This is a genomic window from Qipengyuania seohaensis (assembly GCF_002795865.1).
Lineage (GTDB): Bacteria > Pseudomonadota > Alphaproteobacteria > Sphingomonadales > Sphingomonadaceae > Qipengyuania > Qipengyuania seohaensis.
On the sequence record NZ_CP024920.1, the window covers coordinates 585,620 to 598,478 of the forward strand.

At 62.1% G+C, this 12,859-nt stretch carries 11 protein-coding genes; 6 read left to right on the plus strand and 5 right to left on the minus strand.

The genetic code is table 11. From position 1 onward, the window contains the following. Positions 1–7 precede the first annotated feature (7 nt). Positions 8–1,354, plus strand: coding sequence for an MATE family efflux transporter (locus tag CVE41_RS02955; RefSeq protein ID WP_100259309.1), 1,347 nt, complete (start codon positions 8–10; stop codon positions 1,352–1,354). Here CVE41_RS02955 and CVE41_RS02960 read toward each other — a convergent pair whose 3' ends face one another. From CVE41_RS02960 to CVE41_RS02970, 3 genes are all read right to left on the minus strand, one after another. Beyond that, positions 1,355–2,566, minus strand: coding sequence for a GGDEF domain-containing protein (locus CVE41_RS02960; RefSeq protein WP_100259310.1), 1,212 nt, complete (start codon positions 2,564–2,566; stop codon positions 1,355–1,357). It abuts the gene before it with no gap. Positions 2,567–2,668: 102 nt separating this feature from the next. Further along, complete coding sequence (locus tag CVE41_RS02965; RefSeq protein WP_100261340.1) at positions 2,669–4,018, minus strand: M20/M25/M40 family metallo-hydrolase; 1,350 nt, start codon at positions 4,016–4,018, stop codon at positions 2,669–2,671. Positions 4,019–4,095: 77 nt separating this feature from the next. Then, positions 4,096–5,271 carry a glycosyltransferase family 4 protein gene (locus CVE41_RS02970; protein ID WP_100259311.1) on the minus strand — a complete coding sequence of 392 codons (1,176 nt, stop codon included), beginning with the start codon at positions 5,269–5,271 and terminating at the stop codon, positions 4,096–4,098. A gap of 122 nt (positions 5,272–5,393) precedes the next feature. Between CVE41_RS02970 and ettA the strand changes: the two genes are divergently transcribed. From ettA to CVE41_RS02985, 3 genes are all read left to right on the plus strand, one after another. Next, positions 5,394–7,067 (plus strand): energy-dependent translational throttle protein EttA, encoded by a 1,674-nt coding sequence (ettA, locus tag CVE41_RS02975; protein WP_100259312.1) that lies wholly within the window; start codon positions 5,394–5,396, stop codon positions 7,065–7,067. A gap of 46 nt (positions 7,068–7,113) precedes the next feature. Beyond that, positions 7,114–8,922 carry a sensor domain-containing diguanylate cyclase gene (locus tag CVE41_RS02980; RefSeq protein ID WP_100259313.1) on the plus strand — a complete coding sequence of 603 codons (1,809 nt, stop codon included), beginning with the start codon at positions 7,114–7,116 and terminating at the stop codon, positions 8,920–8,922. A 173-nt stretch (positions 8,923–9,095) separates the two neighbouring features. Continuing rightward, positions 9,096–9,533 carry an FKBP-type peptidyl-prolyl cis-trans isomerase gene (locus tag CVE41_RS02985; protein ID WP_100259314.1) on the plus strand — a complete coding sequence of 146 codons (438 nt, stop codon included), beginning with the start codon at positions 9,096–9,098 and terminating at the stop codon, positions 9,531–9,533. A 128-nt stretch (positions 9,534–9,661) separates the two neighbouring features. Here the strand turns inward: CVE41_RS02985 and CVE41_RS02990 are convergent, their stop codons facing one another. Continuing rightward, positions 9,662–10,231: a flavin-binding protein gene (locus CVE41_RS02990; RefSeq protein WP_232725773.1), complete on the minus strand. Its 570-nt coding sequence runs from the start codon at positions 10,229–10,231 to the stop codon at positions 9,662–9,664. 184 nt (positions 10,232–10,415) lie between these two features. On the opposite strand from CVE41_RS02990, the gene CVE41_RS02995 reads away from it, so the two are divergent. Beyond that, the gene (locus CVE41_RS02995; protein ID WP_232725774.1) at positions 10,416–11,447 is read left to right on the plus strand and encodes an RcnB family protein; all 1,032 of its coding nucleotides are present in this window, start codon (positions 10,416–10,418) and stop codon (positions 11,445–11,447) included. An 83-nt stretch (positions 11,448–11,530) separates the two neighbouring features. Here CVE41_RS02995 and CVE41_RS03000 read toward each other — a convergent pair whose 3' ends face one another. Continuing rightward, entirely contained in the window at positions 11,531–12,082 is a 552-nt protein-coding gene (locus tag CVE41_RS03000) for a cytochrome b (RefSeq protein WP_100261343.1), read from the minus strand. A 106-nt stretch (positions 12,083–12,188) separates the two neighbouring features. Between CVE41_RS03000 and CVE41_RS03005 the strand changes: the two genes are divergently transcribed. After that, positions 12,189–12,857, plus strand: coding sequence for a prolyl hydroxylase family protein (locus tag CVE41_RS03005; protein ID WP_100259315.1), 669 nt, complete (start codon positions 12,189–12,191; stop codon positions 12,855–12,857). Positions 12,858–12,859: the final 2 nt, after the last annotated feature.

Consider the following 12,859-nt stretch of genomic DNA (forward strand, 5'->3'; position numbering starts at 1 on the left):
TAGCCGCATGACCGCCGCTGGCCCTGCCATAATCGACAATCGCGCCATCTGGGCCATCGCCCTGCCCGCAATGGTCACCAATGTGGCCACGGCACTGATCGGCATTGGCGACATGTGGATCGTCGGGCAATTGGGCGATGCGCCGACGCAGGGCGCTGTCGATGTCGGCGCGCGCCTATTCGCCGTCCTCTTCACCGTGATGAATTTCCTGAAGACGGGCACCACGGGGCTGGTCGCGCAGGAAGGTACAAGGGCGGGCAAGGACGCGCAGGTCGCGATGCTCGTGCGCGGGCTCGCGGTCGGCCTGGTCATTGCGGCCGCCCTGTTGATCGCAAAACCCGTGCTGCTCCCGGCTGCGCTGGGCGCGCTGGGTGCTTCAGGCGAAGTGCTGGAGGCTGCTCGCATCTATGCCGAGATCCGGTATTGGTCCGCCCCGGCAGTCATGGCCAACCTTGCCCTCATCGGCTTCATGGTCGGCCGCCGCCAGATGACCGCGGTGCTGATTTTCGAAGTCGCCTACAACCTCACCAATATCGCGCTCGGCCTGTGGTTCGTGCTCGGCCTCGACTGGGGGATCGCCGGGATCGGCTGGTCCAGTCTCATCGCAGAGTATGCCAAGCTGGTTGCAGTGGCCATTTTCCTGGCGCGCGGCGAGTTCCTCGCCATGCTCCGCAACGTTCTTGGCGAGAAAGGTACGCTGGCCTGGAGCGCTCTGAAGCCCTTCCTGTCGGTGAACCGCGACCTGTTCCTGCGCACACTCGTCCTGACGATCGCTCTCGCCGCGCTGACCCGCCTATCGGCGGAACGCGGGGCAATCGTGCTGGCGGCCAACGGCATTCTCTACCAGATGTTCATCTTCACCGCCCTGCTGCTCGACGGCTTCGAGAACGCCGCCCAGGTGCTCAATGGCGAGCGGGCGGGAGCGCGCGACCGGGAGGGCTTCAGCGCCTACCTGCGCGCAATCATCGTCCGTGGCATCGCTGCGGCAGCGCTCGTCGCCGCAGCATTTGCGCTCTTTGCCGACCCCATCCTTGCAAGCTTTGCTGCAACTCCTGCAGTCGAGGCGGTGGCGCAGGACCTCGGCGCATGGCTGGTCATCATCCCGTTTGCAGGCGTGGTCAGTTTCGTTCTCGACGGGGTGTATGTCGGCGCCAGCTGGACGCGCGCACTGCTGTTGACGATGGCGGGAGCGGCGGCCGCATTCGCCCTATCGCTCTGGCTCACCTGGCCGATGGGAGCCCATGGCCTGTGGCTGTCGTTCACCCTCTTCCTCGGTGTGCGGGCCGTGCTGCAGCTTGGCGCGGTGCCCTGCTTGCTGGATCGCGAATTCGCAGCGACGCGTGAACGATCCTGATCAGTAATTCGCGGCCTTGGGCAATGCGGATTTCGGCGCGACGGACGCCAGGAGAGCGGTCTCACCTTTGCGCTCGTCGTGGATCGAGCGGTTCCGTCCGCCCTGCTTGGCAGCGTAAAGCGCGGAGTCGCTGCGCGCAAAGAGCTTGCCATACCCTTCGCCTTCGCAACGTCCGGCGATGCCGAAGCTCGCGGTAAGACGATGGTCATCGGGCATTCCCTCGATCATGCTTGCGCCGAAACGGTTGCGGACCCTCTCTGCCATGGCCACGGCGGCATTCCCGTCGCAATTCCAAGCCAGGAGGCAGAATTCCTCGCCGCCGATGCGCCCGGCGATATCTGTCTCGCGAATGGTCTCGCGCACTACTTCACCGAACCGGGCGATGGCACGGTCACCCGTCTGGTGTCCGTAGACGTCGTTGACGGCCTTGAAATGATCGATATCGGCCACGACCAGCGAAACCGGGACGCCCTCCTGCTTGGCCCTCTCCAGATAGGCGATCGCATCCTGTTCGAAGGCCCGCCGCGTACGCAGGCCGGTTAGAAGGTCGAGCTCGGCACGCTCCCTCACAGCAGCGATCTGGTCGTAGATGCATGCGGCCACCAGCACCATCGCCGCCAGTAGCGACAGGAGTGCAAGCGACAGGTTGAGCACCGAATAATAGAGCGATTCCCGGTAGGCCGCTGCGGGAATGCTGCCTTCGATCAGCAGCGTCAGTAGCGGCCGGATAAGGAATTGCGCGGCCAGGAGTGCCTGCATCGCGATAATGACCTTGTCGATCGACTCGCGGCGATGCGAGTTGAGCAATGACATGACCGCGACCACATACATCACGCCGTAACCGCAATTCACGATGATAAGCCGCGCCGTCAGGTCATCGGAGAGCAAGATGGCAAGCGCCAACGTGCCCGCCGATAAAGCATAGATGATCAGCAACACGCCGAGATGGGGTGGCTGGTCGACGCGCCGCGCCATCCCCCAAATTCCCGCAGCCGCGCTCATGGTGTAGAAGAATTGAGTAGTGTGAAAAACGTAAGGTGATCCGGTATCGAACAGGTGCGTGACACCAAAACCGATCGCGAAGAAGGCATAGGCTGCAGCGAACGCGAGCACGTAATTGCCCAGCGTCCCGCGCTTCCACAAGAGCAGGAAGCCGACACTGAACATCACCGCCATGGTCGGCGTGATCATACCGATGATTTGTTCGCGCATCCCCACCCTGTCTTGTTGAGCCGTCGCGTTAGCCCGAAAAGGTTAATCACCCGTTGAGACTTTGCCCAAGATCTCGAAAATACGGGTGGTTAGCCTTGCTGACTACTCTTTCGTATCGCGCACGATCGGGTCGCTTCGGTTGGCAAGAATGCCGACAACGGCAGTCCAGACAGCCACATTCTGGCGCAGTTGCACAGGGTCGATCTTGTCCAGCGTGTCGTCTGCCGTGTGGTGCAGGTCGAAATAGCGCGTCCCGTCCTGCTGCAGGTCGATAAGCGGTCCACCCTGTTCGCGCACCAGGTTGAGATCCGCTCCGCCCGTCGCGACAATGCGCGTCGGAGCAACGCCGAAGCGTGCGACTGCCCCCGCCAGCTCGCGATAGAGTTCGGGATCGCTCGCGGTGAAGTTGGTTTCGATACGCCAGATGCGATCGGCACCGAAATCGCTTTCCAGTCCTACATAGACCGGCTCGTCCGCATGTGCCTTGGCATAGGCAGCGCTACCCCAGAGGCCCGTTTCCTCGGCCCCTGCGAAAAGGACGCGGATGGTGCGGAGCGGCTGGCCCTGCGCGGCAACGTGCTTTGCAGCCGCAGCGATGATCCCGCAGCCTGCACCATCGTCTATAGCGCCGGTTCCGAGATCCCAGCTGTCGAGATGGCATGCCAGCAGGACCGGTTCGAGCGCCGGATCGCTGCCGACGATCTCGCCGACGACATTGCCGCTCGTCGTAACGCCCAGATCGCGCGGGGTCAGGACCAGCTTCATACGCACCGGCTTACCCCGGGCAAAAAGCCGCTCCAGGTTGTCGGCATCGGGATTGGATAGCGCGCCTGCCGGGATCGGCTGGATTCCTTCCGCAAAGGTCGTCGTTCCGGTGTGCGGAACACGGTGGCTGTCGGTGCCCACCGACCGGATCACGGTTGCCACTGCACCCTTGCTCGCCGCCATGGAGGGGGCCATCCAGCGCGCCGGACCGGCAAACCCGTAGCTGGAGCCATCCTGCGTTGGGCGCATGTCATGGCTCACGAAGGCGATTTTCCCTGCGAGGTCCACCGCATCGGCGGCGACGAGATCGGCAAAGGTCGGGAAATAGACCACCTCGGCCTCGATCCCTTCGGAACCGGTGGAAGTCGTGGTGGAAAGTGCTGTGATCGCCATTGGTTGCGTCGCAGGCGTAGTGACCCAGGCCATTTCCTGCCCGCGCACCCAGGTTTCCATGTCGAACGGTTCGTCCGCGATATTCGCGAAGCCGTTGCGGCGCAGCCAGTCCATCGCCCACACGCGCCCTCGCGCCTCGGCATCGGTGCCAGGCATGCGCGGGCCGACTTCGGTGGTGATCCCTTCGACGAAGTCCCAGGCAATCGTGTCGCCCAAAAACGCATCATCCGCTCGGTCGGCGCTGGCGGGAACGGCAAAGGCGATGGCGGCAAGCGCAAGGAGCTGTTTTTTCATGGCGCGCTTGCTAGCAAAAGTTGCGATCCTGCCAAGCAGCAATCGCGGCATACCTGTTCGTAACCCCCAAGAGTCGTTCAGGTTTTTGCCATTTCGTCCCAGAAATCAAGCGCTCTTGTCGCTCCCTTGCTGTCGGGATCGAACAGCGCCTCCACGGCATCCGCGAACCGTTCCACGTCGCCCATGTGCGCGCGTGCGGCAGTCGCATCGGAAAAGCGCTGCCACGTCGGTTCGCTCTGAGACAAGGCGAGCATGGCGCGGGCTATCCCCTCGACGGACTGGGGCTCGACCACGCAACCGGTGACACCGTTGCGCACTAGGGCGTCCCTGGCGCCGACCGACGTGGACACGATTGCGGGCACACCGAAGGCAGCCGCTTCGTTGACCACCAGGCCCCATTGCTCCTCGGTACTGACAAGACACAGCGCTAGCGCGCCTGCCATGCGGCGTGACACTTGTTCGGCACGCAGGAAGCCCGTGAACTCGACCCCCTCGCCTGCCTGCTCCTGCAAGTCCTCGCGCAGTTCTCCGTCGCCAGCGAGCACAAGCTTGCGCGCGGCTGACCCTGCCAGCTCCCGATAGCGGGCATATCCGGACAGGAGCGTGGTTAGGTTCTTCTTTTCGACGAAGCGGCCGACATAGAGGAAATGGCGATCCGCCCACCGCGCCTCGCCGCCGGCTCCTTGTGCACGAATTCGGTCGAGCCCCACGCAATCGTACCCCGGCAGGATCGGCTTGTCGCCAAAGCCGAGAAAGCGCAGATATTCGCGCTGGCGCAGCCCGCCGACGATCGCGGCGCGATAACAGGACAACAGCCGCGCCTTGGCCTGTTCACGGGGCAGGATGCGGGGAAAATCGTCGAACTTGCTTTCGGTCATCATGACGCAGCGCGTGCCTGCCGCCTTCAGGCGCCAGGAAAGCGCGATGATGTCGCGCTCCGAATAGGGGACGCCGATGCAGACCATGTCGGCATCGGCCACCGCCTTCATTGCCGCGCGATAACGGGCAAGGTGGCCGACATCGTCATAGGACTTGCCGGGAAACAGCGTGACGTGCCGGGCTTGCTCGAATCCGGACGCTGGCTCCCATGCATAGGTTTCACTGGTGGTCGCATATTCGACCGCGATCACTTCCGCGCGACCCGCAAGCCTGCGCGCCGCCGCTTCGACCCGGTCGACATGGAAAGCGGCGTATTGGGCGAACAGGATCGCCACCTTGGGCAAGGTCGGTTGTTGAGCGAGCGCGTCGGTCATGGTCCGGCAGAGCTAAGCCAGCCTCCATGCGATTGCCAGACCCGGCTTGCCCCCGGCCACAGCTATGACTATCTGGCGCACAACTTCCCGTTCCGAAAAGATCAGACCCAAGGATTCGCCCGATGGCCGCGCAGTACGCCTTCGTAATGAAGGACATGACCAAGACTTTCCCCGGTGCCCAGAAGCCGGTGCTCAGCAATATCAACCTGCAGTTCTACCAGGGTGCCAAGATTGGCATCGTGGGTCCGAACGGCGCGGGCAAGTCCACGCTGATCAAGATCATGGCTGGCATCGACACAGATTTCACCGGCGAAGCATGGCCGGGCGAGAACATCACCGTCGGCTATCTGGAGCAGGAACCGGAGCTAGACGAGAGCAAGACTGTGCTCGAAAACGTCAAGGACGGCGCCCGCGGAATCGCCGACATGGTCGAACGTTTCAACCAGATCGGCATGGAAATGGGCGAGGAAGACGCCGATTTCGACGCACTCAGCACGGAAATGTCCGAACTGCAGGACAAGATCGACGCGGTCGACGGCTGGACGCTGGACAACCAGCTGGAAGTCGCGATGGAAGCGCTGCGCTGCCCTCCGGGCGACTGGCCCGTGACCGATCTTTCGGGTGGTGAGAAGCGCCGCGTGGCCCTTACCCGCCTGCTGATCCAGAAGCCTTCGATCCTGCTGCTGGACGAACCGACCAATCACCTCGACGCCGAAAGCGTCCAGTGGCTCGAAAACCACCTCAAGGATTATGCGGGTGCGGTGCTGATGATCACCCACGACCGCTACTTCCTCGACAATGTGGTGGAGTGGATCCTCGAACTCGACCGCGGCAGCTACTATCCATACGAAGGCAACTATTCGACTTACCTGGAAAAGAAGGCCAAGCGCCTCGAACAGGAAAGCCGCGAGGAAAGCGGTCGTTCGAAGGCCCTGTCGCGCGAACTCGAGTGGATCCGGCAGACGCCGGCGGCGCGCCAGACCAAGTCCAAAGCCCGTATCCGCAAGTTCGAGGAACTGCAGGAAGGCCAAAAGGACCGCAAGCCCGGCAAGGCGCAGATCGTCATCCAGGTGCCCGAGCGTCTCGGCGGCAAGGTCATCGAAGCCAAGAACATTTCCAAAGCTTACGGCGACAAGCTGCTCTTCGAAAACCTCTCCTTCATGCTGCCCCCGGGCGGCATCGTCGGCGTGATCGGGCCGAACGGCGCGGGTAAGTCCACGCTGTTCAAGATCCTGACCGGCAAGGAAACACCTGACAGCGGCACGGTGGAAATCGGCTCGACCGTCCACCTCGGCTTCGTTGACCAGAGCCGAGATCACCTCAACCCCAAGAACAACGTCTGGGAAGAGATTTCCGACGGCCTCGACTACATGAAGGTCAACGGCCACGACACCTCGACCCGCGCCTATGTCGGCGCGTTCAACTTCAAGGGTGCGGACCAGCAGAAGAACGTCGGCAAGCTGTCGGGCGGTGAACGCAACCGCGTCCACATGGCCAAGATGCTGAAGGAGGGCGGAAACGTCCTGCTGCTGGACGAACCGACCAACGATCTCGACGTGGAAACGCTGGGCGCACTGGAAGAGGCGATCGAAAACTTCGCCGGCTGCGCCGTGGTCATCTCGCACGACCGCTTCTTTCTCGACCGTCTGGCAACGCACATTCTCGCCTTCGAAGGTGACAGCCATGTCGAATGGTTCGAGGGCAACTTCGAGGCTTATGAAGAAGACAAGCGGCGCCGCCTTGGCGATGCCGCGGATCGTCCGACCCGCCTCGCCTACAAGAAGCTGACGCGTTAATCTTGAAGCAACAGTCGATCGGTCAAATATCTTTCAGGGGGTTATCTTGAACCGATCGACTACAAACCGGAGCGAGACTTTCGTCTGGCCTGTGGCCTACAGCCTCGCCTGGCTCCTGTGCGCCTACATCGCGCTTGAACTCACACAAGGCGAAGACGGCATCGCCGCCGTCTGGCCGTCGAGCGGGATATTCGTAGCCTCCCTGCTGCACCTTTCGGGCAAAGGTCGCATGGCGGTGACAGCAGGCGTCGGCATCGCCAGCCTGGTCGCGAACTATATTTCAGGCGTGTCGCTGCTCGCCTGTTTTGGCTACACCGTCGCCAACCTCGCAGAAGGCTGGCTTGTCTTCTACCTGATGGGCGGAGAGACGAGCCGCGGCAAATTGCTGGCACGCCCCCTCAATCTCATTCGCTTCGCAGCTTCCGCCGCTGTAGTCAGCGTCTTCAGCGCCGGTGTCGCTGGCATACTGAGCGCCAATTTCGATCTGGAATTCCTGATCTCCTGGGCCACTACCGTCGGCCTGGGGATGATGATCGTTGCACCGTTCATTCTCTTCCTGGTGCAAAGCGACGAAGGTCGCAGACGCCTTACAAGCATGCGGACGGTCTGGGCGCTGATGCTCGTTGCGGTGGCCTCGCTCGCTGCATTCGGCCAGTCCGAGGTGCCGTTGCTGTTCCTGCCCGTTCTCGCGATTTCGATCGCAACCGCTGCCCTTGGCCTGAGCGGTGCCGCGCTTTCACTATTGGTGGTGGCCGTCATCGGCTCGATCCTGACGGTCTACGATCTCGGCCCGGTCAGCGGATATTTCGAACTGCAGGGCCAGAAAGTGCTTTTCCTTCAGGTCTATTTTCTCGGCCTGCTTGTCTCCGCGCTACCGGTTGCGCTCATGCTCACCCAGCGCCAGAACGATCTTGTCAAACTGTCGAGGAGCAATCGCTTCCTGACCGCAGCGGAAAAGGCGGCCAAGGTCGGCCACTGGCGGTATGCTCCTGTAGAAGGACCGGTCTACCTTTCGCCCGAAGCCCGGCGCATGGTTGGCTACGATACGCAGCCCCATACCGTCGCGGATATCGCGGAGCTGTTTCAGGACAGCGACCGCAAACGGGTTTCGCATATCCTCCTCCAGTCGCTCGCGACCGGGGTACCTTTCGTGTTCGAGGCCCGCATTGCCGGACCTTACGGGGAATTGTTCGACACCGAATGTCGCGGCGAAGTCGAGTGGTCCGACGATCCGAACAAGATATCCATCTTCGGCACGATGATGGATATCACGGACCGGGCGAACACCGTGCGCGAACTCGCCAATGCCCGCGCCCACGCCGAGCGCAAGGCGGATGAACATCGCGCACTGGCAGAGACCGATCACCTCACAGGTATCGCGAACCGGCGAAAGATTCTCGCGGATCTCGAACGCACCGTTCTCGATATGCGCGGGACCGGAGAGAATATCGCGCTCGCCATTGTCGACGTCGATCACTTCAAGTCGGTCAACGATCGCTTTGGCCACGAGGCGGGTGACCGAACCCTGCAGCAGATCGCGAGGATTTTGTTCGATCGCTTCGACGACATCGGCCATGTCGGGCGCATTGGCGGGGAAGAATTCCTCGTGGTCGCAAGGGGGACCAGTGCCCGCGAAGTCGACCAACGCTGCAATGACCTGCGCGATTACCTGCGCGCCTATGCCTGGCCGGTCGAGGGTCTGGACGAATTGACGCTCAGCATCGGCATCGCCGAACTGGCCGAGGGCGCCAGCGAGACAGATATCCTCAACGCCGCCGACAAGGCGCTCTATTTCGCCAAGCGCGGCGGACGCAATCGCTCGGTCGTGTTCGAGGGGAATCTGGTCAGGGTGTGACCTTGCTCTGACCGTTGCAGACACGCTCCAGCGTCGATGCACGGCCGCCACTCCGGCGCGATTTGACTCCACCCCGTCCCGTTTGACAGAAGCCCGCGCCAGGCGCCCGAAACGCGGGTGCCCTTCCCGTCGGCGATCTGCATACGCCGCGAACACGAATTTCAAGGATTTCCATGACTACTCCCACCAACGGCGACACCGTGACCATCGACTACGTGCTCAAGCGGAGCGACGGCCAGGAAGTCGGCAACACCGCCCAGGTCGGCCCCCAGCAGGTCCAGATCGGCAGCGGCCAGATCTTCCCGCTGATCGAAGAAGCGCTGACAGGCATGCAAGTGGGTGACGAAAAGTCGGTGGCCATTCCCCACGACAAGGCTTTCGGTCCGCGCCGCGATGAACTGGTAATCGACATTCCGCGCGCAAACCTGCCGCCAGAACCCGCGCCGCAGCCCGGTATGCAGCTGAATGCCCAGACTCCCGAAGGACAGCCGATGACGTTCTTCATCCTCGAGGTGGGGGAAGACAGCGTGAAGGCGGACGGCAATCACCCGCTGGCGGGCGAAGATATCACCTTCGACCTGATCCTGCGCGATATCCAGCAGGCGGCCTGACCAGTTGATCTAACCGGGGTGGCCTCTCGTTGCGCGCCGCGCGCGAACTGCCACCCCCCTTCAACCGCTTGCGAGCATCGCCTTTGAAGAGGCCGAAGCGATGTGTCCGCCCTGATGAGTTGCCTTCGCTACGGAGTTATCCAGGAGGCTGTTTCGCGGCCGATCAGCGCGCGGCGATGACCCTCGTTCGAGAGCCAGTACCAATCGGCCTCTTCCACCGTCACCCGCAGGACAGCAAAGTGTTCGCGCGCCGGGGAAAGCTGCTCGTTGGTCGGCTGAATACCCTCGGCCCAATCGGGGAGCCCGCTTGAGGGCTCTGCGCGCTTTTCACCGGGAGGTGCGCCAAGATAGCAGCGCTTCGCAAAATTGCTGCTTTCGTCCCAAGCTGCATCGGTCAGCGCGCTTTGTGTTTCGATCCAGCCCAACCCGCGCACCCTGATCTGCACCTTCTCGTCCGGATCGTAGAACAGCACCGCCATGGCGGCGCCCTCGCCGATGACCGCCGCCTTGGGGGACCGCGCGTCGGTGTGGAACCGCAAGGTCCAGTTGTCCCGATCGAAGTCCCTCAGGATCATGATCCGCGCATCGGCATCGCTAGTAACTACTACAGGAGCGTGCATGGGCGATTTGCGGCTGGAAGCGGCATTGCAGAAACGGTCGGCAATATCCGCGCGAACCTTGTCGAGATCGTCATACATGACCTCTCCAACGCACGTATCGATGCTTTGTGTCAATCGTTCGCATTCAGATTATTGTATTCCAACATGAACGAAAGCATGGCAGGCCGGTTCAGTTTCACGTCAGGCCGTTCTGATACAAACCGGTACATCGACATTGGAGCCGCGGGTGGTGGAGCGGCTTTTGAGCAAGAAGGAACGCTCCATGACTCTAACTAAGCTGATGAAAGGCAGCGCGCTTGGTGCCCTCGCAATCGCGATGGCAACGGCGGTGGTTCCGGCCCAGGCCGAAGCCGCAGCTGACCAACAACGCGCGGAACGCGACCGGGGCGACCGACAGGAACGCCGCGACAATCGTCGCCAGGAACGACGCAGCGAACCCCGCCAGGAACGGCGGCAGGAACGCCGCGACGATCGGCGTCAGGAACGCCGTGAAGCACGCAACGATGCTGGCAGCGAGCGCCGCGAGGCGCGTGCCCAGGTGCGCCGTGAGGCTCCTCGCCGCAAGGTTCGTCCGCAACAGCGCGCCGAACGCCCTCAACCGGTGGCTCGCAATGAGGAACGTCGTGGTCGCGATTGGAACCGCTCGGACCGTCGGTCCGATACCGCGCAAGTCCGCTCGGGTCGCGACTGGAACCGCAGCGAGCGCAGAGAGAACAGCCGCGATGTAGCGCCTGTGCTTCGGCGCGAAGACGTGCGTGACGCGCGTCGTGCCGATCGCCGCGATGACCGCCGTGCCGACCGCCGTGGAGATCGCCGCGATGCATACCGGGAGGGTCGCCGTGACGAGCGTCGCCGCGACAACCGCGAAGATCGCCAGATCCGCCGCGACGGTTATCGCGATGGCTATCGGGATGCGCGCCGCAGTGACCATCGCGAAAGCCGCAAGCGTCACTGGGACGGTCGCCGTTGGCACCACTACAACTCGTGGAACCGTTATAGCTGGCGGGACAACCGCCGTTACAACTGGCACGATTACCGCAAGCGGTATCGCAGCATCTATCGCCTCGGTCGTTACTACGCGCCCTATCGCGATTACCGCTATCGCCGCCTGAGCATCGGTTTCCACATCGGAAACCTCTTCTTCGGCAGCCGGTACTGGATCAACGATCCGTGGCGCTATCGCCTGCCGGAAGTGTACGGCCCCTATCGCTGGGTCAGGTATTACGACGACGTGCTGCTGGTCGACACCTACAGCGGCGAAGTGGTGGACGTAATCTACGACTTCTTCTGGTAAGCCTTCAGGCTCCTGCCCGATAGGATGAGAGTGGCCTTTCGGGCACGATGCCCCCGCCGAGCGATCGGCGGGGGTTTTTCGTGTCAGCCGGGCACCTTGCCGAAGGGAAGCATCCTGAAGATGCCTCCGTTCTTGTCGAAGAACGTGTGTTTCAGAGCGCCCAGAATGTGCAATCCGATGAGGTAGATCATCACAGATCCGCCCGTTGCGTGGAGGTCGAAGATCGCCATACCTGCATCCGGGTCTTTTCCGACCGGCAGAGCTGGCAGCGTGAAAATCCCGAAGACATCCACGCCGCTCCCGAAATAGGAACTGCCAAGCCAGCCGCCGATCGGCAGGCCAATCAGCATGACGTAAAAAACGACATGCGTGGTTCGGGCCAGGATACGTTCCCATGTCGCTACGCCGTCGAGGGCCGGGGCGGGATGCGTCATTCGCCAGGCCAGCCGCCCCAGGCTCAGGACCAGGATCGTTATTCCCAGAGCCTTGTGGTTCGCAAAGATCGCAGCTTTCTCCGCGTCGCCCGCATGCTCGGCCGCTTCCGCCAGCCTCCAGTTCACGATGACCGCTATCGCGATGACCCAGTGAAAGAGCATTGCGACCAGCGAATAACGCTTGGCATTTGTGGTGGCCATTTCCATCCGACTTCTCCCCTCAATTGGTGTGCGAAACTATAGGTTTGGCATTGAAGCACAAGATGCCATCTTGCGAGCAGCGCGGTGATTGCTAACAATCGCCCCGATGACAAAGACAGCGACGATACCCGACCAGGATGCCCTTAAGCGCGTTGGCGCGAAGGTTCGCCAGCGCCTCGAGGCGGATCCGGAAATCTACAAGGTCCCCACCGACAAGGCCGAGATTTTCGCGGTGCCGAATTTCCTGTCTGCCGAGGAATGCCGCCGCTTCATCACCATGATCGACGTTGTCGCGAGGCCGAGCGAACTTCACGAGACTGCGTATATCGAGAAATTCCGAACATCGTATTCCGGCAATTTCGACCCGCGCGACCCGTTCGTCAAAGGGATCTCACGCCGCATCGACGACCTCCTCGGCATGAATTCCGTGACCGGAGAGGCGATCCAGGGCCAGCGCTACCTGCCGGGCCAGGAATTCAAGCCGCATAACGACTGGTTCTATACCGACCAGGAATACTGGAAACTGGAACGCAAGCGCGGCGGACAGCGGTGCTGGACCGCCATGGCCTTTCTCAACAAAGTCGAAGAAGGTGGGCACACCCACTTCACCGAAGTCGGTGCATCGATCGAACCCAAGCCCGGCGTTCTTCTGGTGTGGAACAACGCCACCCCCGAGGGCGAACCCAACGAGGGCACGATGCACGCCGGAACCCCGGTTATCAAAGGTGCCAAATACGTGCTGACCAAGTGGTACCGCACACGCAAGCACGCCTGATG